Source organism: Streptomyces sp. NPDC005648, from assembly GCF_040605395.1.
GTDB lineage: Bacteria > Actinomycetota > Actinomycetes > Streptomycetales > Streptomycetaceae > Streptomyces.
Window position 1 is genome coordinate 1 of the sequence record NZ_JBEXCS010000014.1, and the last position, 22127, is coordinate 22127.

Annotated in this window: 15 protein-coding genes and 3 pseudogenes; 5 read left to right on the top strand and 13 right to left on the bottom strand. The window is 70.3% G+C overall.

Annotated elements, in window-relative coordinates; translation table 11 throughout:
• Position 1: 1 nt before the first annotated feature.
• Positions 2-571: a GNAT family N-acetyltransferase gene (locus ABZT17_RS10700; protein ID WP_356346451.1), complete on the bottom strand. Its 570-nt coding sequence runs from the start codon at positions 569-571 to the stop codon at positions 2-4.
• Positions 572-749: 178 nt separating this feature from the next.
• Positions 750-1019: pseudogene (locus ABZT17_RS10705) on the bottom strand (ATP-binding protein); the annotation flags it as partial.
• A gap of 121 nt (positions 1020-1140) precedes the next feature.
• Between ABZT17_RS10705 and ABZT17_RS10710 the strand changes: the two are divergent.
• Positions 1141-1416: pseudogene (locus ABZT17_RS10710) on the top strand (family 43 glycosylhydrolase); the annotation flags it as partial.
• Between the two features lie 164 nt (positions 1417-1580).
• A pseudogene (locus ABZT17_RS10715) lies at positions 1581-1838 on the top strand (cellulase); the annotation flags it as partial.
• A gap of 52 nt (positions 1839-1890) precedes the next feature.
• Here the strand turns inward: ABZT17_RS10715 and ABZT17_RS10720 are convergent.
• The 3 genes from ABZT17_RS10720 to ABZT17_RS10730 form a co-directional block, all read right to left on the bottom strand.
• Positions 1891-2865, bottom strand: coding sequence for a LacI family DNA-binding transcriptional regulator (locus ABZT17_RS10720; protein ID WP_356346710.1), 975 nt, complete (start codon positions 2863-2865; stop codon positions 1891-1893).
• Between the two features lie 308 nt (positions 2866-3173).
• Positions 3174-4139 carry an alpha/beta hydrolase gene (locus ABZT17_RS10725; RefSeq protein ID WP_356346454.1) on the bottom strand — a complete coding sequence of 322 codons (966 nt, stop codon included), beginning with the start codon at positions 4137-4139 and terminating at the stop codon, positions 3174-3176.
• A 34-nt stretch (positions 4140-4173) separates the two neighbouring features.
• Positions 4174-5490, bottom strand: coding sequence for an MFS transporter (locus ABZT17_RS10730; protein WP_356346456.1), 1317 nt, complete (start codon positions 5488-5490; stop codon positions 4174-4176).
• A 207-nt stretch (positions 5491-5697) separates the two neighbouring features.
• Here ABZT17_RS10730 and ABZT17_RS10735 point away from each other — a divergent pair, with 207 nt between their 5' ends.
• A complete protein-coding gene (locus ABZT17_RS10735; protein ID WP_356346458.1) occupies positions 5698-6711 on the top strand; it encodes a LacI family DNA-binding transcriptional regulator in 1014 nt (337 codons plus the stop codon).
• A gap of 20 nt (positions 6712-6731) precedes the next feature.
• On the opposite strand, the gene ABZT17_RS10740 is transcribed toward ABZT17_RS10735, so the two are convergent.
• From ABZT17_RS10740 to ABZT17_RS10760, 5 genes are read right to left on the bottom strand one after another with little or no spacing between them, the layout of a single operon-like run.
• A complete protein-coding gene (locus ABZT17_RS10740) occupies positions 6732-7571 on the bottom strand; it encodes an ATP-binding cassette domain-containing protein (RefSeq protein ID WP_356346461.1) in 840 nt (279 codons plus the stop codon).
• On the bottom strand, positions 7568-9313 hold the full coding sequence (locus ABZT17_RS10745; RefSeq protein ID WP_356346463.1) for a dipeptide/oligopeptide/nickel ABC transporter permease/ATP-binding protein: 1746 nt from the start codon (positions 9311-9313) through the stop codon (positions 7568-7570). Before ABZT17_RS10745 ends, ABZT17_RS10740 begins: the two co-directional genes overlap by 4 nt.
• Positions 9310-10251 carry an ABC transporter permease gene (locus ABZT17_RS10750; protein ID WP_356346465.1) on the bottom strand — a complete coding sequence of 314 codons (942 nt, stop codon included), beginning with the start codon at positions 10249-10251 and terminating at the stop codon, positions 9310-9312. Before ABZT17_RS10750 ends, ABZT17_RS10745 begins: the two co-directional genes overlap by 4 nt.
• A 9-nt stretch (positions 10252-10260) precedes the next feature.
• Positions 10261-11817: an ABC transporter substrate-binding protein gene (locus ABZT17_RS10755; RefSeq protein WP_356346467.1), complete on the bottom strand. Its 1557-nt coding sequence runs from the start codon at positions 11815-11817 to the stop codon at positions 10261-10263.
• The gene (locus ABZT17_RS10760; protein WP_356346470.1) at positions 11814-13577 is read right to left on the bottom strand and encodes a CocE/NonD family hydrolase; all 1764 of its coding nucleotides are present in this window, start codon (positions 13575-13577) and stop codon (positions 11814-11816) included. The genes ABZT17_RS10755 and ABZT17_RS10760 overlap by 4 nt, the downstream gene beginning before the upstream one ends.
• Before the next feature lie 523 nt (positions 13578-14100).
• Here ABZT17_RS10760 and ABZT17_RS10765 point away from each other — a divergent pair.
• Entirely contained in the window at positions 14101-14847 is a 747-nt protein-coding gene (locus ABZT17_RS10765) for an SDR family NAD(P)-dependent oxidoreductase (RefSeq protein ID WP_356346473.1), read from the top strand.
• Between the two features lie 424 nt (positions 14848-15271).
• On the opposite strand, the gene ABZT17_RS10770 is transcribed toward ABZT17_RS10765, so the two are convergent.
• Positions 15272-16252, bottom strand: a complete 981-nt coding sequence (locus tag ABZT17_RS10770; RefSeq protein ID WP_356346475.1) for a LacI family DNA-binding transcriptional regulator — start codon at positions 16250-16252, stop codon at positions 15272-15274.
• A 182-nt stretch (positions 16253-16434) separates the two neighbouring features.
• On the opposite strand from ABZT17_RS10770, the gene ABZT17_RS10775 reads away from it, so the two are divergent.
• Positions 16435-17208 (top strand): alpha/beta fold hydrolase, encoded by a 774-nt coding sequence (locus ABZT17_RS10775; RefSeq protein WP_356346477.1) that lies wholly within the window; start codon positions 16435-16437, stop codon positions 17206-17208.
• A 337-nt stretch (positions 17209-17545) separates the two neighbouring features.
• Here ABZT17_RS10775 and ABZT17_RS10780 read toward each other — a convergent pair whose 3' ends face one another.
• Together ABZT17_RS10780 and ABZT17_RS10785 are read right to left on the bottom strand one after the other, a co-directional pair.
• A complete protein-coding gene (locus ABZT17_RS10780; RefSeq protein ID WP_356346480.1) occupies positions 17546-18946 on the bottom strand; it encodes a cellulose-binding protein in 1401 nt (466 codons plus the stop codon).
• A 338-nt stretch (positions 18947-19284) separates the two neighbouring features.
• Positions 19285-22077, bottom strand: coding sequence for a family 78 glycoside hydrolase catalytic domain (locus ABZT17_RS10785; RefSeq protein ID WP_356346483.1), 2793 nt, complete (start codon positions 22075-22077; stop codon positions 19285-19287).
• Between the last annotated feature and the right edge of the window lie 50 nt (positions 22078-22127).

Here is a 22127-nt window from a genome sequence, read left to right on the forward strand (position 1 = left end):
GTCACGTGATGCGGCGCGCCGGCGGGAAGTGAGGGGTCAGGCCGCCGGAATGCCCGAGTGACGGATTCCTGCGGTGCGCTGAAGGACGAGAAGGAATTCGGAACTCGAACAGGGGACGATCCCACGGCACGGCGGGCGGATTGGCCGGCACGGTCCCGGTCCGCACCGCACCGACGCGGTGGTAGAAGTCCGCGGCGGGAACATGCGACACGACCCTGAGACGGTCGATCCCGGCGGCGCGAGCCTCGGACTGCATGTGCGCGACGAGCGTCCGTCCAATACCCCGCCCCTGCATATCGTCGGCGACGAACAGCAGGTCGAGCTCCGGGGGCGCGAGGACGAGGGAGTAGAACCCGAGGACCCGGCCTCCGTCCTCGTCGGCGCCGACGGCCACAAAGGTACGGTGGGCCTCAATGTAATCAGCACCGACCCGGTAGCCCGAGACTGCGCCTGCGTACTTGCCGGCGTAAGCGCTGGAGCCACGTACGAGCCGCGTGAGCCGCTTGGCATCTCCCGCGACGGCCCTCCGTATCGTGATCGACCGGCTGCTCGTGGAAGTGGGTGAACTCATCGGGAGAGTATTTCGCACCGAGGAGTGCCCTCGTACGGCGGGTCGCGCATCGATCAGGGCCTTGGTCACTTCCTCTGTCGTGGACATGCCGCCGACGTCGCGAGCGAGAACGCCCGCCGCGGTCACGGAGGGCGGCGCTGCCGACCGCGCCGATCGGGTTGGCCAGGAGGTCGCTCGGTCACATGCCGAGGTGTGCCGGCGGCAGCGGCTGCTCGGCCCAGATCGTCTTGCCTGCGGAGGTCTGCCGGCTCCCCCACCGCCGGGTGAGCTGTGCGACCAGCATCAGGCCACGGCCGCCCTCGTCGTAGGCGTGCGCTCGGCGCATGTGCGGGGAGGTGGAGCTGCCGTCCGACACCTCGCAGATCAGTGCCCGGTCGCGGATCAGGCGCAGGCGCAGGCGGACGCGCGGATCGCCGTAGCGGATCGCGTTGGTGACGAGCTCGCCGACAGCCAGTGATCGACGTGCGCGAAACTTTCTCCCCCGCATTCCCTTCGACACCTGCTCCGCCTGACCGACCGGCGTCCGCCGCCGCATGGCAACACCCGTATGTCCGAAAGGACCTGACCGAGTGTCGGACAAGTCGCAGTCGGCCTCCGTGGTGACCAGTCCCGTGCTTCCCGGCTTCCACCCGGACCCCAGCGTCTGCCGTGTGGGCGACGACTACTACGTCGTCTGCTCCAGCTTCGAGTACTTCCCCGGCATCCCCGTCTTGCGCGGTCGTGCCCTGATGCGCTGGACTGGCCAAGCCGGCTACGGCGGCAACATGCTGTCCACCGCCACCGATCCCGCCGGTCCCTGGTCCGACTCCGTCCCCCTGCCCGGAGTCAGGGGCATCGACCCGGACGGCACCCTCACGGAGCTCGGCGCCCTCGACGGCCGGTACCTGTCGACCGAGGTCGCCGACGGCTTCACCGGCCGGTCGTCGGCCTGTACGCCGCGGCCGGCCCCGTCCATGCGCCCTCGCCACGGGCGGAACCCCCGCCCACCTCACCTGGAAGGTCAGAGATCGGTGACCAGCTGGCGACCATGGAGTCCACGTACGCCGACGGCAGCGCCGCGGGCAACACGAGCTGGACTCCCTACCAGGAGTTCAACAGCGCCTTCTCCCCCGACTACCCGGGCGGCGCCATCACCCTGACCTCGGCCTACCCCAACGCCCTCAAAGACGGTGTGCCGCTGACTCTCACCTTCCATTTCTGGAGCGGGGCCACCGTGACGTACCACGTGACGAGGTCCGGAGACGCGGTGAGCGGCACCACCGGCTGACCGTCCCGCCCCGGGTGCCGTAGCGCCAGTGCCCGGGGCCCTCGCGCGCCGATCAGCCGTTGGGCGGTGGGGCGGTGCTCTCCCGGACGGTGAGCCTGGTCGCGATCTCCAGGCCCACCCGGGACACCTCCTCGCCACGGCCCAGTGCCAGCGCCATCTCGGTGGCGGCCACCGCCATCTCGGCCAGCGGCTGATGAACCGTGGTCAGGGGCGGATCGACCCAGGCCACGGCCGGTACGTCGTCGAAGCCCACGACGCTCAGGTCGTGCGGGATGCTCAGGCCCAGCTCGCGCGCGGCCTGGTAGACACCGAGGGCCTGCATGTCGTTCGCGGTGAAGACGGCGGTGGGGCGATCCGGGCGGGAGAGCAGGTCATGCGCCGCCTTGTAGCCGTCCTCACGCGTGAGGAGCGTCTTGACGACCAGATCCGATTCGATCGGCAGCCCGCCCTCCGTCAGTGCGGAGTGGTATCCGGCCAGCCGTGCCAGACAGAAGGGGTGGTCGGGCCCGCTGATCATGGCGATACGGCGGTGCCCCAGTTCGACCAGATGACGGGTCGCGGACTGGCCGCCCCGCCAGTTGGTGGCGCCCACGAAGGGCACGTCGTCGGGGAGCTCGCCGTTCGGGTCGAAGACGACGAACGGAATGCCCTTCGCCTTGAGCCGGTCGCGCTCCGCCTCCGAGAGCTGTGCCACCGACAGCACGCACTGCGGCCGCCGCTCCACAGTGTCGTCGATGGTCCTGGCCTCCGTGTCATGGAGGCCGAACTCGGAGACGAGGACGCCGACCTTGTTCCTGCGGGCCACGCGTTCGACGCCCCGGATGATCTCCACGGCCCACATGCTCTCCAGCTCACGGAAGACCAGCTCCACGAGGTTGCTCCGGTTCTTCGGAGGCTTGCGGTAGCCGTAGCGGTGGATCAGCTCCTCGACGCGTGCCCGGGTCTCGTCCGACACCCCGGACCGGCCGTTGAGCACCTTCGACACGGTGGGCACCGAGACACCCGCGGACTCGGCGATGTACGCGATCGTGACCGCCCCCGGCCCTTCCTCGCGCGGACGCTGCTTTTCCGCCTCAGGTGTTTCCGCTGGGTTCTCCGGCACGGTCGGCACGCCCCATCCCCTCGCCCGGTGAAGCCGTCAGTCTGACATCCCTCACCCCGAGGCAGGGACACCTCTCTCCGCTCACGCGCGCAGAAAGCATACCCAGGCTTTCTTCACGGCGACGACAGGTGCCGATCATCCAAAGAGCGGGTCTGGCCAGGCAGTTGTGCGTGTGCGACACCTCCAGGGGGTGCCTTCGACGTCCGGTCCCGCGCGATAGTTTCCGCCCGCGGTCATTCGCCCAGCAGTCGGCGCAGCCACCGCAACCGGGTCTCGCGGGCGGCCTGCGAGAGCGCCGCCTGGGGCACGAAGCCGTCGAAGCCGTGGAAGCCGCCGGGCCACACATGCAGTTCGGCGACACCTCCCGCCTGCCAGATGCGGCTCGCGTAGGCGACGTCCTCGTCGCGGAAGGTCTCGGCCGAGCCGACGTCGATGAACGCCGGAGGCAGACCTGACAGGTCGGCGGCGCGGGCCGGGGCGGCGTACGGGGAAACATCGGCGGTGCCGCGTGCCTCGCCGAGCAGGGCGTTCCACCCGGTCTCGTTGGAGGTGCGGTCCCACACGCCGAGGCCGGCCATCTGGTGGGCGGAGGGGGTGTCATTGCGGTCGTCGAGCATCGGGCACATCAGCACCTGCCCGATCGCCCGCGGACCCTCGCGGTCACGGGCGAGCAGCGCCACCGCGGCGGTGAGTCCGCCGCCGGCGCTGCCGCCCGCCAGGACGATGCGGTCCGGGTCGCCGCCGATCTCCTTGGCGTGCTCGGCGGTCCACAGCAGTCCGGCGTAGCAGTCCTCCACGGGGGCCGGGTGCGGGTGTTCGGGGGCGAGCCGGTACTCCACGGACACCACGACCAGGCCCAGTTCCTCCGCCCAGTCGAGCGGAATGCCCAGGCGGCTGTTGCCCGCGACCATGCCGCCGCCGTGGATGTTGTAGACGACGGGGCGTGGACCGGTCACGCCGGTGGGCCGGCAGATCACCAACGGAACCTCCGGCGCGCCCGCCGGCCCGGGCACGAGCCGCTCCTCGACCTCGAAGAGTCCGTCCTTGCCCAGCTCCTCGTCGGTCGGGATCGCGAACGGGCCGTCCGTCCGGCGCCCCGCCGCGATCATGTCCGGGGTGACCGTGGGGGGCAGCACCTCGCCGATCGCCGGCAGTTCCGCGGCGAGTTCGGGGTCGAAGGGCGGGGGCGTCATGACCATCGAGGTCTCCTCCTGGCTTGTGCGGTAGAGGTGTTCACGGGGTGGGGGCGGCGACCGGCGTCAGCGCCCTGTCGGCCGGCTCGGCGGCGGAGGTGGCGGGCACATCGGGAGCCGGCACCTTGGACAGGCGGGGTATCCAGACCAGGCCGATGACCGCGGCAAGCAGCATGAAGCCGAGGAGCAGGTCGAAGAAGAGCCGGGTGTGGCCCAGGGCGAACGCGGGCGTGCCCAGTGCGGCCAGGCCCGCGACGGCACGGGCGAAGGCAGTCGTCACACCGGCGGCGGTGGCCCGCAGCAGGGTCGGGAACAGCTCCTGGGACCAGACCTTGTAGACGGACTCGCCGGCGAAGGCGTTGCCGAGCCCGGAGATGAGCATCGTGGCGACGAGGGTGATCTTGCCAGGACCGAGGAGGGCGGGCAGCGCCCAGGCGGCGACGATCAGCGCCGATCCCGCGGCGAACCAGGTGTGCCGGGCGGGCTTGTCGACGACCCGCATGAACACCAGACCGGCGAGGAAACCGAGCGGCAGTCCCAGCAGGGTCAGCCGGGAGAACTGCTCGACCTGCCCCTTGGCCAGGGCGGTCCACAGGAAGGTGCCGAACTGGCCGAGGGTGTTCGCGCCGAGGTTCCAGCTCGCGTAGTAGAGACCGGTGGCGAGCAGCGCGTAGCGGACGGGTGGCGTGAACAGTTCCCGGAAGCGGGCGAACTGCACGGACTCGGTGCCGGACGTCGACCGCGCGTCGGCGGCCCGGCGGGCGGCGGTCCATTCGGCGGACTCGCCGAGCGAGAGGCGCAGCAGCAGGACGACGACCGCCACGACCAGGAGATGGGCGAACAGGATGCGCCCGCCCGTCGTGCCCCGTACTCCCATGAAGGAACTCAGCACCAGGACGGCGACGATGCCGGCGAGCCAGAGCATGCCGGAGAAGACCACCATGGTGCCCTTCCTGCCGGCCGGGGCGCGTTCGTTGGCGAGCGCGAGGGAGACGGGCAGGTCCGCGCCGATGGCCAGACCGGTGGTCACGACCCCGGCGTACAGCGCGGGCAGGCCCGCCGCCACGAGCAGCAGCAGGATGCCGACGGCGTAGAGCACGAGCGAGAGGGTGAAGACCTTCCGGCGCCCGTACCGGTCCCCCAGCCGCCCGCCGAACAGCGCGCCGGCCGCGAAGGCGAGGGTCTGCAGACCGAGCAGGGAGCCGATGGTGCCGGGGGCGAGCTGGAGCGGGCCCGCGTAGTAGCCACCGATCGCGATGCCGGAGGTCACCAGCGCCCCGGCGTCCAGGTAGGAGGCCATTCCGGCCAGGACCGCCGTCTTCCAGGGGCCCGCGTCAGGATGTGTGAGGTCAGCCATGGGTCCTCTTCGTCGAGCACCGGGGAGGGGGACGGGCACGTGGTGGCAGGCTCGGGGGCATGGTCGCGAGTCGTCCGGACGGATACCGGAGAGCGTCGCTCGCAGGGGCGCGTACTCGATTCACTTACGCGTGCCAGTGGCGTGACCTGCAGGTAAGCTAACCGCGGCCGTAGGCTTTGACAAGGGGTGCGACAGAGGGCGGGACAGGTGGCCAGAGCGTCGGACGGCAGGCGGGTGACCAGCGCGGATGTGGCCCGGGAGGCCGGGGTCTCCCGGGCGACGGTGAGTTATGTCCTCAACGACGCCCCGCACCAGAAGATCCCCGACGCCACCCGGCAGCGGGTGTGGGAAGCCGCGGCCCGGCTCGGCTACTCGCCGTCGGCCGCCGCCCGCTCGCTGCGCACGGGGCGCTCGGACATCGTGCTGGGTCTGCTGCCGGACTGGCCGATCGAGCATGTCCTGGGCCGGCTCATCCAGCAGCTGACCAACGCCTTCGCCGAGCACGGCCTGACCTTCGTGGTGCACTCCTCCGCGCACCCCGCACGGCCGCTGCGGGAGATCTGGAAGGCGATGACCCCGGCGGCCGTGCTGGCCCTGCAGGAGTTCGCCGAGCTGGAGGCCGAGGCCATGCGGGCGGCGGGCATCGAGGTGGTCATGGCGATGCACGGCTCGATCCGCGGTGTCTCCCGCCCGCCCCTGGTGTCCGAGCAGCCGATCGGCGCCCTTCAGGCACGCCACCTCGTCGCCACCCGCCCCCACCGTCGGCTCGGCTACGCCTATCCCGACCTGCCGGGGCTCGACAACCTGGCCCAGCCGCGCCTGGACGGCGTCCGCAAGGCATGCGCCGAACTGGGCCTGCCGGAACCCGAGGTGCGCACCGTGCCCCTCGACGCCGACAGCGCCGCCGAAGCGGTACGGGCCTGGCGCGCCGCAGACCCACCGGTGACCGGTGTGTGTGCGTTCAACGACGACGTGGCGCTCGCCCTGCTCGCCGGGCTGGACCGCCTCGGGCTGCGGGCGCCGCAGGACCTGGCCGTGATCGGCGTCGACGACATCACCCATGCGGCGCTGGCCCAGCCACCCCTGACCACCGTCAACCGGGACACCGCGGCGATCGCGCGGGGCATGGCCCGCCGGGTCGTCGACGCGCTGGAGGGCAGGGAGACTCCGGCGGACGCGGTCCAGGAGGAACTCCGCGTCAGCGCCCGCGAGTCCGCCTGAGGGGGGTCGCCGCGGCCGGCTCATCGAGCGGCCGCCTCCGCCTCGGTGCGCTGCTGCCGACGGCTGCGCTGCAGAATCGGGTCGGGGACGGGCGCGGCTGCCACCAGTCGCCGGGTGTACGCGTGCCGCGGCCGGTCGCACACGTCGGCGCTGGGCCCCTCCTCGACGATGCGCCCTTGCTGCAGCACCAGGGTGCGTGCCGCGAACTGCTTGACGACGGCCAGGTCGTGGGTGATGAACAGGTACGCGCAGCCCAGGGTCTGCTGGAGTTCGGCCAGCAGGTCCAGGGCGGCGGCCTGGGTGGTGACGTCGAGGGCGCTCGTGGGTTCGTCGCAGATGATGATCCTGGGCTGCCGGGCGACCGCCCGGGCGATCGCGATCCGCTGCCGCTGGCCGCCGCTGAACTGGGCGGGATAGCGGTCGGCGGCGTCCTCCGGCAGGCCGACCCGGCGCAACAGGCCGGCGACGTGCTCATGGACCTCCTCGCGCGTGCGGGTCGATCCGGTGAGCAGGGGCTCGGCCAGGATCCGGCCCACGGGCAGCGCCGGATTCAGGGAACCGTAGGGATTCTGGAAGATCGCCTGCAGGTCCGAGGCCAGGAGGCGGCGAGGACGTCCGGTGAGGCGGGTGATGTCCCGCCCGTCGAGGAGTACGCGTCCGTCGCTGACCGGGGTGAGCCCCAGCACCGCCTTGCCGATGGTGGTCTTGCCGGAGCCGGACTCGCCGACGAGCGCGACCGTCTCGGCCTGCCCGACCTCGAAGGACACGTCCTCGATGACCGTGATCGGCGGCTTGCGGAAGCCTCGCCCGGGGTAGCGGACCGCGAGTGCGTCGAGCTGGAGTACGGGTGCTGTGCTCACGCGATCCTGCCCTCGATAGGTGCGATGCTCGGTGTGCTCTGGATGAGTTCGGTCGTGTAGGGGTGCTGGGGCCGGTAGAAGATGTCCTCGACCGAGCCCTCCTCGACGATCCGGCCCTTTTCCATGACGATCGCGCGGTCGCAGGTGTCGGCGACGACGCCGAGGTCGTGGGTGATCAGGATGATGGCCATGCCGCGCTCGTCGCGCAGTGTCCGCAGCAGGTCGAGGATGCCGGCCTGCACGGTGACGTCCAGGGCCGTGGTGGGTTCGTCGGCGATGAGGACCTTCGGTGAGCCGGCCAGCGCCAGGGCGATGGCGATCCGCTGCAGCATGCCCCCGGACAGCTCGTGCGGGTACCGGCGCGCGACATCGTCCGGATCACGCAGGTGGACGCTGGTCAGCAGCTCGCGGACACGTTGCCGTACGGCTTCCTTGCCTCCGGACACACCGGCGGTGCGCCGGACGACCTCGGACAGTTGCGAGCCGATGGTGAAGTACGGGTCGAGGGCCATCATGGGTTCCTGGGAGACCAGGGCGATCTCACGGCCGCGGATGCGCCGCAGTTCCTTCTCCGGCAGGCCGCTGATGCGGGTGCCGGCCAGCCAGGCCGCGCCGCCCGTCACGGCGCCGTTGGGAGGCAGCAGCCCGAGCAGCGACAGCCCGGTGACCGTCTTTCCGCTGCCGGACTCCCCCACCAGACCGAAGATCTCGCCGGGGCGCACGCTGAAGCTGACGGAGTCGACCACGTCACGCTGCCCCTCGCCCGTCGCGAACGAGATGGAGTAGTCGCGGACGGTGAGCACCGCCCCGTGCGAGGGCTCGCCGGTATCCGTCACCGCGGTCGGCTCGGGTCGTCGCAACCGCCCGCCGGTGGCCCGCCGCCGGTCCTGCTGAAGGTCGCGCAGTCCGTCGCCGAGCAGCCCGAAGGCGAGGGTCATCAGACCGAGGACGCCACCGGAGACGAGCAGCAGATAGGGGTCCTGCTCCATGACCTGCGCGGCGTCGAAGACCATGCCGCCCCAGCTCGGGGCCGGCGGCGGGGTGGCCAGACCGAGGAAGCCGAGGCCGGTCTGGATGGCGAGGGCGTTTCCGGCGAAGAGGCAGACGGGGACCACCAGTTGACCGGTCAGACCGGGGATGATGTGCCGTGCCATGATCCGCGCCGAGCTGAGCCCGGACACCCTCGCCGCGTCGACGAACAGCTCCTCGCGCAGCGCCAGACAGGAACCGCGGATGAGCCGGGCCAGGTTCGCGGAGGCGAAGAAGCCGAGGGTGATCATGGCGGCGGCGTTGCTCTGGTGGAAGATCGCGAGAACGGCCAGGGTCAGGATGACCGCGGGCACCGAGAGCATGACGTCCAGTACGGCGACGATGCCCCGGTCGGTCCAGCCGCGCAGGTATCCCGCCACGAGGCCCAGGGACATGCCGACGGCCGCGTAGACCAGGACCGCCAGCCCGACGCCGACCAGGGTGGGCCGGCCACCGTAGAGAAGCCGGCTCAGTACGTCGCGGCCGAGGCCGTCGGTGCCCAGCGGGTGGCCGGCCGACGGACCGGCCTGCGGGTGCAGCAGGTCCTGCGCCAGCGGCGGATCCGGTGCGAGCAGCGGCGCGAGGATCACGGCGGCGGTGATCACCACGATGACCAGGAGGGCGGTGGCGGTGACGGGACGGCGCCAGATCCCGGCGAAGGGGTTGTTCCTCGCCCGCGGGCGCGCCGTCGGGGGCGGCTGAACAGTGGTCATTCCGTACGCACCTTCGGGTTCAGGAGGCCGTAGAGGACGTCGACGAGGAGGTTCACCACGATCACCATGACCGTGAAGGTGATGGCCACGCCCTGCACGACCGGCAGATCGTGCTGGTTCGTGGCGTTCACGACCGTGGTGCCGAGGCCGGGCAGGGTGAAGACGTTCTCGATGAGGATCGTGCCGGGGATGAAGGTGATCATCGTGAGGCCGAACGTGGTCACCACCGGCAGGCCGCAACCGCGCAGGGCGTGCTTCCAGATGATGGACGAGGGCCCGATACCGCAGGCCCGCAGGGTTCTGATGTGGTCGAGGGCGAGAGTGGACAGCATCGCGTCGCGCGTGACCTTGGCGATGAAGGCGACACCGCCGATCGACAGGGCGACCACCGGCAGGACGAGACCGGAGGCCCACTGTCCCGGTGAATCGGCGAACGGGGTGTACCCGGTGGCCGGGAAGATCGCGAACTTGACGGCGAACAGGGCCACGAGCAGCAGCGCGATCCAGAAGTTGGGCAGCGCGCCGCCCAGCAGGGAGACGATGTCGACCAGACGGCGGCTGAACCTGCCACGCGTGGCGCTGAACACTCCGAGCAGGACGCCGACCAGGCCCGCGAGCCCGGTTCCGCCGATCACCAACGCCAGGGTGACCGGCAGACGTTGGCCGATCAGCCCCAGTACGGGTTCGTCGGTGAACAGGGAGGTGCCGAAGTCACCGTGCAGCATGCCGCGCAGATAGAGCCCGTACTGGGCGATGACCGGCTGGTCGAGATGGAGTGCGGCGCGCAGGGCGTCGTACTGCTGCTGCGTCGCGTTGAGGCCGAGCAGGGTGCGGGCCGGATTGCCCGGCACGAACGACTCGAGGAGGAAGGTGATCGCCGAGACGATCAGCAACAGGGGGACGGACAGGGCGAGTCTGCGGAGAATGATCGGAAGCATCGGTCCTCGTCACCGAGAGGTCCACGTGGTGTCGGAAGTCGTGAAGGCGGTGCCGGGGACGAACTTCACGCCCTTGAGCTTCGCGCTGTACATGACGATGGTGTCGGCGCCGGACACCGGCAGGGCGAGCGCCTTGCTGGTGATGACGTCGGTCAGGGCCTGCGCCGCCGGGCCGGCGGACTGTGCCTTGGACGTGGCGAGCTCGGTGAACGCGGCGTCGACGTCCTTGTCATCGGCTCCGAAGACGTTCATGAGGCCCGTCTTGGTGAACCCCGCCTGCTGGGCGTAGTAGTTCTCGTCGCCGCCCTGGCCGGGTGAGAGCACCGTCGCCCCGTACTTCTTGGTGAGCAGGTCGTTGATCCAGCCGCCGAAGTTGGTGGCGGCGGTCAGCTTCAAGTGGACGCCGACCTTGGCGAGTTGGCCCTGGATGGCCTGAACGAGCTTGCTGGTGGTGGGGTCGAACGATCCGTAGTTCACGGGAATGGTCAGCCCGCCCGCGTAACCCGCCTGCGCCAGAAGCTGCTTGGCCTTGGCCGGGTCGTAGGCGTACATCCCGGCGGCCTTGGCGCTGTAGCCGTCGTACCCGGGCATCGCCGGCTGCGTCACCGGGGTGCCGTAGTCGCCGTAGACCGCCTTCGTGATCGCCACGCGGTCGACGGCGTAGTTGAGCGCCTGGCGGACCCGTTCGTCGGCGAGCCCCTTGACCACGGTGCCGTCGCGGTCGAGGAGGAAGAGGCCCGCCCAGGTGGTGGGCTTCTTGACGGTGGTGATGGAGGTGCTGCCGGCGACGGTGGGGGCCACGTCCGGGGAGCCGTACATGAAGTCGATCTGGCCGGACTTCAGTGCCTGCACCTCGGAGTTGATGTTGGGGATCACCCGGACGGTGATCTTCTTGAAGTGGATGGCGGACTGGTCGTAGAAGTTCTTGTTCGGCAGGTACACGTAGTGGTCGCCGGAGACCGACTGGGCGGCGTTGTACACGTACGGTCCGGCGCCGAAGGTCGCGGAGGCCAGCGTCTTCGGGGCCTTCAGCCCGGCGGGGCTGATGACGGCGCCGCCGACGAACGCGGGCGTGAACAGGGCTCCCATGTCCGGGTTGGGGCTGGGGGCCTTGACGAGGACGGTGGAGGCGTCCGGAGCGGAGAAGGTCAGGGGGCGGTAGTAGGAGGCGGCGGGGCCGCTGCCCTTCTGGACGTACTTCAGCGATGCCACGACGTCGGCGGCGGTGATCGGTGTGCCGTCGGCGAACTTCACACCGGCGCGCAGCTGGAGCTTGAACGTGGTGTTGCCGGAGCCGACGTAACCCCACTTGTCGGCCAGTCCCGCCGCGAGTGCGCCGTCGGCGTCGCGGGTCAGCAGCGACGCGTAGGCCGGGTCGAGGTAGTTGACGAAGGGCCCGGTGGCTATCTGGGCGGGGTCCAGGCTGTTGGGCGCCGAGGACATGCCGATCGTCAGGGTGGCCGAACCGGCGCCTGCGGTGCCGGTGCTGTGACCGCCGCCGCAGGCTGCGAGGGTGAGCGCTGCGACCGCTCCGACCGAGGCGTGCAGGAGGGTTCTTCTCTTCATCGAGGGCTCCGTTGTGTGGTGGTGCGAGCGGTGGGGAGGACGGGGAGGGTGATGTGGCTCGCGAGGGAGCCACCGAGGTGGACGGTCTGGGTGGCGGTCTCGGTGTGCGCGCGGTCCCAGGACGACCGGCCGGTGTTGAGGTTGGGATCCCACCGGGGGAAGCTGCTGGAGGTCACGTCGACTCGGAGCCGGTGACCGGGCAGGAAGGTGTGGGCGGTGGCCCACAGGTTGAACCGGTACTCGTACGCCTGTCCGGGGATGACCGGTGACGGCGGCACGGGCGGGCGGAGTCCGCCGTGGTCGTAGCTGTCCCGGGCGCCGACCCGGATGATGCCGTCGGCCATCGCGATCGAGGGGCCGCCGGGGTGGTCGTCGCACAGCCGCACCACGAAGTCGGTGTCGGGGGCGCTGGTCGACGCGATCAGGGTGACGGCGACGTAGCCGACCACCGTCAGCGGTTCGTCCAGCGGTTCGCTGACGAACGACAACACGTCCGCACGATCGTGCAGGGCGCGTTGGTCCAGGGGACCCGGCTCGTGGCCGAGCATCAGGGTGGCGCCGCCGACGGTGGGCGCCGGGTCCTGGGGGTCATAGCGGTAGCTCGCCGATCCGGCGTCCTCCGGGCGAGTGCGGGACAGCCCCCCGCCGGCTCGCAGGAACCACGGCTGCGGGCTCGCCTGCCGGGGCGGGAACTCGGTGAACGAGGACCAGGTGTTGCTGCCCATCACGAACAGCCGGACAGGAGCGACATCGGCGAGGGGTCCGTCGGCTCCCTTGAGCGTCGCGTCGAACCAGCGGATGTGCTGCTCTTCGAGGCTGAGGTCGTCGCCCATGTCGGTGTGGGAGGCCGAGGGACCGAAGTCCAGGTCGCCGAGCCGGCTCCCGGCCTGCATGTGTGACCACGGCCCGACGACCAACTGCGCGCGCCGCCGCCCCGGGCGGTCCTGCATGCCTTGGAACTGGGCGAGCGTCGAGCCCAGGAAGGCGTCGAACCAGCCGCCGATCACAAACACCGGCTGCTCGATCCGGTCGTAGCGGCCCGCCGTCATGGTCGGGTCGTCCGCCAGTTCCGTCAGCGGCCTGCTCCAGGCGTCCAGGGCGGGGCCGAGGAACGGTTCCCGCTCGACGAGTTCACGGAAGGGGCGTTCGCGGTAGATCTCACCGCTGTCGAAGCGCTGCTGGAGCGATTCGAGTCGTCGCGCGGGTAGCGGTCCGGGATCCCGGTCCGTCTCGCCGGGCCCGATCGAGCCGTACGCCCAGCCCAGTCGGCTGCCCAGTTCGATCACGCCCCCGCGGACGACATAGCCGTCCAGCGCCGAGTGGTTCGGCGACACCATGGTGACCATGGAACGCAGGGCCTCCGGGCCTTCGAGTGCCGCCGCCCACTGGACATGGGCGAGGTAGGAGGGGCCGAAGGTGCCGACGACGCCGTTCGCTCCGGGCAGCGTGGCGGCCCAGGCCAACGTGTCGTAGCCGTCCTCGGGTTCGTGCACGTTCGGGGTGAACCGGCCCTCCGACGCGAAGCGACCGCGGACGTCCTGGACCACGACGACATACCCCGCCGCCGCCAGCCGCCCCGGTGAGGGCACGCCCTCGGCCGCCCACATCCGCTTGCCGTAGGGCAGGCGCATCACCAGGACCGGCAGTGGCTCGCCGGTGCGCGGACGGTAGACGTCCGCCCGGAGAACGACGCCGTCCCGCATACGGCAGGGGACGTCCTTCTCGATGTCGACGACCGGACCGGTCGGCAAGGTGTCCAACGTGTGTCACCTCCATCGCCGTCGTAGGCGGCTGCTTTAACGCGTCACTTACACGTATAAGCTGATGGCCGGTAAATTAACTGTGTCGGATTCATTGCGCAAGAGGTCGGCGGAAGATGGTCGCGAAGCGCGCCCCTCGGCTCCATGCGGAGAGGGTTACTTCGGTGGTGCGGGCATGTCCCGAACAGGTGGTGCGGGCATGTCCCGAACAGGTGGTGCGGGCATGTCCCGAACAGGTGGTGCGGGCATGTCCCGAACAGGCAATCCGTGATGTCCCGCTGAGGAAAGACCCGGCGACGGGCCTCGGGTTGACTGCCGGCCACCGCTACGAACGGGGCCGAGACATGCCCGAGGAAGCACGTCCGAGTTCCGGGAGGACCGAGGCGGTGCTGCACCGGCCAGGGTGACCAGGTCAAGGTCAGGCCCCGGGTCAAGCTCAAGGTCAAGGCCCTGGTCGCCCCGGCGTCGCGCCGCACCCTGAACCGGCCCACCACCCACCCGCCGACCGAACGGAACCGCTCAGATGACTACCGGGACCACCACCGGGCTCGCCCCCGATCTGTTCGCCGGCCAGGTCGCCCTGGTGACCGGGGGCACCTCCGGCATCGGTGCGGCCACCGCCGACCTGCTCGCCGGTCTGGGGGCGGAGGTGCACGCCCTGGGTCTACGTCCGTCCGACGCCGGCGAGTCGCCCCGCCACGAGCGGGTTCACGTCGTCGAGCAGGACGTCACGGACCGGGACGCCCTCGTCGCCAGGATCCAGGGGTACGACCGCCTCGACCACCTCGTCACCTGCGCCGGCATCAGCCGGGACCGTGACGAGTACGACCTGGCACGGTGGGACCAGGTACTCGAGGTCAATCTGACCTCGGCGATGGTCGCCTGCCAGGCGGCCCGCCCGCTCCTCGCCCGGCAGGGCGGCAGCATCGTCACCGTCTCGTCCATGTTCGGATTCTTCGGCAGCCGGGACCGGCCGGCGTACAGCGCCAGCAAGGGCGCTGTCTCCCAGCTGACCCGGTCGCTCGCGGCCGAGTACGCCGCGGACGGAGTCCGGGTGAACGCGGTGGCACCGGGCTTCGTCACCACACCGCTCGCCCGTGGAGTGCTCGACGATCCACAGGCCGCACAAGGTGTGCTGGCACGGGTCCCCCTCGGGCGATTCGGCCGACCGCACGAGATCGCGGCGGTGATCGCCTTCCTGTGCTCGCCCGCGGCCTCCTACGTCAACGGTGCGGTAGTCCCGGTAGACGGCGGCTATCTGACCGTGTGACGCCACCACCGAGCTGGGACCCGCGCCAGGGCTCCGCCGGCCAGGCGCACTTCACCTGGGCCGCCCGGGAGGGGTTCGGCCGGGCTCCTCGTGGATCACGCCCGGCCCATTCCGGTCGGTCAGCGCCGCCTGCTGAAGTGACCGGGGTGGTGGACCACCCCGCCCGTCGCGCTCCGAGCGGGCCACCCGACGTCGGCCGCAGCCTGCGTTTCGGCCGGGGTGCGGCGCGGGCACCCGCCTGACGGGCAGGATGCCTGGGGGACGCGTCGCGCCAGGATGTCGGTCCGGTGCGCATGCCACCCAGGATCGAAGCCGCGTGCCACAGCCAGGTCGTCGTCGGCGGGCAGCACGGGCTCACCGGAGGGCAACAACCCGAAGGCGCACGGGCCCTCCCTCCGCGGCGGCCCGGACCGGATCAGCCCGATCAGGCGGACTCCCGGACCAGAACACGCAGCGGGTCCTGGATGGGGTCGGTGGGTGTCTGTTTCCCGTCGAGGGTGTCGACGAGACGACGGGCGAGGCCACGCGCGATGGCCTCGGTGTCCCGGACGACCGTGGTGAGGGGCGGCTGGGCCAGGGCCGCGTTGCTGATGTCGTCGACGCCGATGACGGCGAGGTCGCCAGGGGCCCGCAGTCCGAGATGGTTCAGCCCTGCCAGCACGGCCAGGGCGACATCGTCGTTGAACGCGCAGACGCCCGTGACCGGCGCGTCAGCGGCCAGCCACGTCGTCACCACCTCGGCGGCATCGCGCACATCGAGGGGAACGGTACGGACGTCCGGCTCGGGAAGACCCAGCTCGGCGCAGACCTTCCGGACGCCGTCCAGCCGCGACCCGACCAGTTCGCCCAGCCTGCTCAGGTCCGGGGCGGCGTACCCGAGGCGGTGGTGGGAGCGGGCCAGGTGGCGGGCCTGGGCCGCGCCGATCGGCTCCTCGGACACCAGCGGAGCCCTCAGCTCTTCCCGAACCGAGCCGTAGACGGCCATGACGACCTCGACGCCGGCCATCCGCATGGCCTCGGCCTCGGACGCGGGGAACTCGCCCAGGGCCAGCACCGCCGCCGGGGTCATGGCCTTCCAGATCTCCCGCAGGGGGCGCCTCGAGTCGCCGGACGAGTGGACCAGGAAGGTGAGGTCGTGTTCGGCCAGGGCGTCGGTCAACTGCTGGATGAGCCGCCCGAGGACGTGCTCGATGGGCCAGTCCGGGAGCAGGCCGAGGACGATGTCCGAGCGGCCGATCCTCAGGGTCCGCGCGGCGGCCGAGGGCGCGTAGCCGAGCCGGGCGGCCGTGGCCCACACCCGGCGGCGCGTGGACTCGGCGATCCGCTGGTGGGGGGCGTTGTTGAGGACGTAGCTCACCGTCGCACGCGAGACTCCGGCTTCCCGCGCCACATCTGCACTGGTCACCCGTCTACGGTCGGACATTTCAGTCATGTACTCCCAACTCGCGCCGAGACGAGCCCTCTTGTCAAAGCCCAGGAGGGCGGCTAACTTACCCGCTCAGTTAACATACACGTTTAAGTGACGCGATTAAGTAACTCTCGGCTCTCGCTGGAACCCCTCACCGACACACGAAGGAAGGCTGCTGCGTGATCCGCCACCACGATTTCCAGCACGACGGCCTGATCCTGCGCTCCACCCTGCACATCCCGGACGGACCGACCGGAACCGGCTGGCCGACCGCCGTGTTCGTGCACGGATTCAGCTCCAACCGCCTTGAACTTCCCGACTTCGTCGCGATGTCCCGGCTGCTGGAGGCGAACGGCGTCGCCTCGGTCCGGTTCGATCTCTCGGGCCACGGCGAGAGCGACGGTGACTTCTTCGACGTGACGATCACCGGCGAGATCGCCGAGACGCGCGCGGTGCTGGCGGCCGTCAGGGCGTTCGACTTCGTGGACTCCGAGAGGATCGGCCTGGTGGGGATGAGCATGGGCGGTGTGGTCGCCGGTATCGTCGCCGGCGAGGAGCCCCGGATCCGCGCGCTGTGCCTGTGGTCGCCGGCCGCCATCGCGCCGTTCGAGATCGGCAAGGGCCACCTCAAGGGGCGCAGCCTCGCGGCGGAGATCGAGGTGAAGGGCTACTTCGACGCCGACGGCCACCGGATGAGCCCCGCACTCGTCGAGGACATCGCCGGTCTCGACGTCTACGGACGGTCCGGTGTCTACCCCGGCCCGGTCCTCATCCTGCACGGCGACCAGGACGAGATCGCCCCCCTCGAATACGCGCGCCGCTACCTGGACCACTACGACGGCAACGCCGAACTCGACGTCGTCGACGGCGCGGACCACGCCTGGGGCAGCGTCCCGCACCGCACCGCCCTGCATCAGTCCACGCTGCGATTCCTGCGCAAGCACCTCCCGTGATGGCGACGTCGAACGCAGAGTCAGCCCGCCTCGCCGACGCCGGGGGCCCGATCCATCTCCCCACTGACCAGGGCCGAACCTCCCCCGGCCCGGTGCCGCTGCTCCGCCGGGAGGCCGACCTCCCGGCGGAGCCGGTAGCCACCCGCCTGTAGTGACCATGAGTGGGCCACGGCCGCTTCACCTCGCACAAGACCTTCGACGACCGAGGCCGGGAGCGGGCCGTCACACTCCCGCCGCCCGGTCCTTCAGCCCGGCTCATCACCCCTCCGGCACCGGTTCGTCCACCGGCCCCCGACGCGGCCCACCGTGCCCTGACACACGGTGGGCCGCCCGGCTCTCACCGTGCGGGGTGCAGTTGCACGACCAGGATCGAATAGGCCGGTACGGTCTGGCGGCCGGCGCTGCCCTGCGTGGCCGAGCCGGTCGATGTGGCGTTCTTGAGGTACGAGTAGACCGTCGGCGTCCCGGCTGCCGGGGTGAACCCGCTGTAGGAGAGGGTGACTTGGGCGTCGTCGGCGGGGTCCTTGTTGATGAGCATGACGTCCACGTCGCCGTTGGTGCGGCGCACCGCGTGCGCGGAGACGAGGGCGTTGGTGCTGCGGGCCTGGACCAGGGAGTCGCCGGCCGAGCCGAGCCTGGTGATCATCTGTACGCCGTAGTAGGGCGGGAACGGGGTGTTCAGCGGCGGTTCGCACGAGGCGCCGCTGGAGAGGATGCCGCCGTCGTCGTAGTCGGTGGCGCCCTCGACCGTGGTCACCTTGGAGCAGTCGGTGCCGTTGTGCAGGTTCCACCAGTCGAGAGTGAAGGCGCCGCTCTCCATCCAGGTGAGGTACTCGTCGGGGGCGAAGAGACCGTTGGGGGACGTGTCCTTGTAGGCGTTGGCGTTGGCCTCTGTCACCGCGATGCCGACATTGGGCGCGTTGCTTCCGGCGTACTGGTTGATGAGTGACCGCAGGGTGGAGGCCATGCCGGGAATCTCGGCCTGCGGCTTGCGCAGGAGGTCGGTCTGGCTGTTGCCGATCGGGTAATGGTGCACGACCACGAAGTCGATCTTCGAGCCGGCGATGGACAGGACGGTGTGGTTCCAGTCCGCGGTGTCGCCGGGGCCGGTGATGCCGTCCGGCCAGGCGCCCGGGGTGGTCAGCACCGCGCCGATCTTGATGCTCGGGTCGACGGCCTTCATCGCCGAGGCGTACTGCACCAGGTTGGTCGCGTAGGTCGTGGCGCTCTTGCTGCTGTGGTGGTCGGTCTCCCAGGTGGCTCCGTACAGGCCGTTGCCGTAGACCTCGTTGCCGATCTCCCAGTACTTGACGCCGTAGGCCTTGGTCACGTTGGCGTACCGCACCCAGCCGGCCGCCTCGTCCGGGGTACCGGACCCGTAGTTGGCGGTGATGATCGGCTGCGCGCCCGTGGCCCGCACCGTGCCCATGAAGGTGTCGAAGTCCGTGTTGGGCGCGACATAGCCGCCCTCGACGGTGTGCGTCTGCCAGTGGTAGCCGTCGGCGTAGCTGCCGCCGGGGTAGCGGACCGCTCCGACGCCGGCGTTCTTCAGCAGCCCGGGGACGGCGGAGTGGTTCATGTTGCCGTCGTAGACCGCGACGTTCATCCCGATGCCCGTGGCGGGGATCCGGGCCAGTGAACGGCCCGCGTCGACCGAGACGGACGCGGTGACGGCGGCCGGTGCCGCCTCCGCGGACGGCACGGCGGCCAGGCCGGTCCCGACGCCGAGCAGCAACATGACCGCCGCAGCCCCCGTCAGTCGTGTGACCCGTCCGCGGACTCTCTGAACCAGCTTTCGCATGAGCCCCTCCCGAAGAGAGAAACTTTCGCCAGCACTGTCAGATAATTTCCGGTGGAGGCTAGCGACGGCCGTCACAGAGGTCAACGGCTCTCACAACTGGACCGCGCCCTGGATGCCCTTCCCATGTCCCTCCGATGCGGCTTCACGTCCGCTCTTGGCAGTGCCCAGCGAAAATTTCGCTCGACCAACCCTTCCTGTTTATGAGGAGCCCGGAGACAGCGCTGACGGCGCCCGGCTGTACAAGCGGGCGCCGTCAGGGTGTGCGAGGAGGCGTCTCAGTCGACGGTGAAGGTGTAACCGCCGGCCTCGACACGGTAGTTCGCCCTCGAAGCGGTACGGCTCTCCAGGGTCGGCCGGCTGGAGCCGCGGGCGGTGACGCGGTCGTCGGCGTCGGCCGGTACGCGGACGACCGCCGTGCTGCCGACGGGGATGGCGATCTTCAGGACGAGACGGCCCTTACTGTCCTTCTGCCAGGAGCTGGTCACCTCGCCCTGTGGAGTGCGGTAGCTGCCGGAGGCGTGGGTGAGGTCGCCGACGACGGCCGGGGCGATCTCCAGTGCGCGGTAACCCACTGATCCGGCGGCCTGGTTGATGCCGGCGAGCCCGTTGATGAGCCAGGCGTCCACCTGTCCGAGGAAGTGGTGGTTCTGCGATCCGGAGCCGTCCAGGGACTCCGCGAGCGTGGTGTGACCGCCGGCGACGAGGTAGCCGTAGCCGGGCGAAGTGGGGCTGACGACCATGTCGTATATGACGTCGTCGCGTCCGCCCTCATGCAGAGCCCGGAAGAGCGGGCCGAGGCCGACCGAACCGCTGGTGATGTGGTCGCCGGCCTTGCGGACGGAGTCGACCAGCCGGTCGAGGACCTGCTGGCGGTCGGCTGCGGGGACCAGGCCGGCGTCCAGTGCCATGGCGTTGGACGTCTCGCTGTCGCTGCCGTAGTAGACGCCCTTGGCGTCCTCGTGGCGGAACCTGGTGGTGAACTCGTCCGCGAGGGACGAGGCGAGCGCGGTGTACTTGTCGTGGTCGGCCCCCTTGCCCAGCACCTCCGCGATCTGCGCCATGTCGTGTGCGGCGGTGTAGTAACCGGCCAGGATGGCCAGTTGCATGGGCGTGGTGTTGTCGCCGGCGGACCAGTCGCCGAGGCCGGGGATGTCGCCGTTGTTCGCGGCCTTGTTGGCGGACTCGTAGTCGAGCCACTTGACCATGGTGTCGTAGTACAGCGTCATGGTGCGGGTGTCGCCGTAGGTCCGGTAGAGCTGCCAGGGGATGCGGATGACGGCGCTCCCCCAGTTGACCTCGTCGAGGAACTCGATCGTCCCCTGTGGGTACTGGAGCTTGACCGGTGCGACCCGGTGGAACTCCGGTGCGATGTTCGCGATCAACCCCGGTGACTCGTCACCTGGTTGGCGCTGGGCGGTGGCCATGTTGCGCACCAGCTGCGGCTCGTAGGAGGACAGATCGTAGTCGGTCAGCAGAGCGTCGATGTTGTGGAGGTTGTCACCGGTGTAGGGGCCCTTCTCGCGGTCGGGGCAGTCGGTGAGGACCGACATCATGTTGCTCTGCGTCGAGCGCAGGGTGATCGCGTGGATCTCGTTGATGAGCCGGCTCGACGAAGTGAAGTCACTGGCCCGGGGGTTGGAGGCATGGATCACCTGCAGGGTGACGGTGTCCGCCTTCGGGGCCGCGGGCAGGCCGTCGACCTTCAGGTAGCGGAAGCCGCTGTAGGTGAAGCGCGGGTGCCAGGTTTCCGTGCCGTGCCCGGAGAGGGTGTAGCGGTAGGCGATCTGGTCGGTGGCGGTCGCTCCGGTGGAGCTGATGTCCAGGGTGCCGTCGGTCTTGAGCTTCTCCGCCGGGATCATGGAGATCGTGGTTCCGGCCGGCCCCGACACCTTCAGGCTGGGCCATCCGGAGCGGTTGGCGCCGAAGTCGAGGATGTACGACCCCGTGCCGTCCGGGGTACTGGACACCGGTTCGATCGTCGTGGCGACCGTGACCGGGGGCCTGGGGTCGGCCCGCAGGGGGGTGGTGTCCCGTGGGGTCGTGGTGGAGCTGAGCCGGGCCAGGGACGCGTTCTGCCACTTCGGCCCCTCCAGCGCGGCGGCGGAGGTGGGAGCGGTCGCGGAGCTGCGGGCGTCGTACTCCTCGCCGCTCCACCACGACGAGTACGTGGTCGGTCCCAGGGCGGTCCGCCAGGAGGAGTCCGTGCCGATGGTCTCGCGCCGGCCGTCCGCGTAGGTGATCTCCAGCTGGGCGATGGCCTTCGGCTCGCCGTAGACGGTGTACGTCTCCAGGCGGCCGCCGAAGAAGTAGTGCCCGGGCGTCTTGACGCGCTGGTAGGCGCCGCTGCCCGTCTCGATGCCCAATACGTTGACGCCGTCGCGCAGTTGGCGGGTGACGTCGTAGGCACGGTAGGCGACTTCGGCCGCGTACGTGGTCTGGCCGGGCTCCAGCACGTTCGTGCTGACGGGCCTGCCGTTGAGGGAGGTGGCGTACATGCCCAGGCCGGTCATGTACAGGCGGGCCCTGATCACCTTGCCGCGCACGGCGAAAGCCTTGCCGAAGACCGGCAGCGCCGAGACGGAGCCGTCCGGGCGGGTGTAGTCGTAGGCGGGGTTCTCAATCCAGCGGGCGGACCAGTCCGACGCGTCCAACAGGCCCATCTCGAAGGTGGCGGGCGAGCTCCACCGGGAGACGCGACCGGCGCCGTCCCACACCCGGACCTGCCAGGCAACCGTGTCGCGGGCCGTGAGCGAGGCGGAAAAGGGGATGTTCGTGGACGCCGAGGAGACGACCTTGCCCGTTCGCCAGACGTCTGCCCGGCCCTGGCGCAACGCGTCCGTCGAGCGGGCCGCCCTGATCTCGTAGGCGGTCTGCGGGCTGCCGGCCGAACGCCAGGAGAGCAGGGGCGCGCGGTCGTCGATGCCGATGGGGTCGACCTTGTTCTCGGTCTTCAGGTCGACGGCGAAGGGGGTGGATCCGAGGGTCCTGGGCGCGGCCTGGGCCGTGCCGGAGACGGTGAGCGCCAGTGCGGCCGCGAGCACGACGGCACTGGTGCGGGTGCCTCTCACAAAGGCTTCCCTTCGAGTGGTGTGAAACGGCGCTGCGTGAAGCGCCGCAT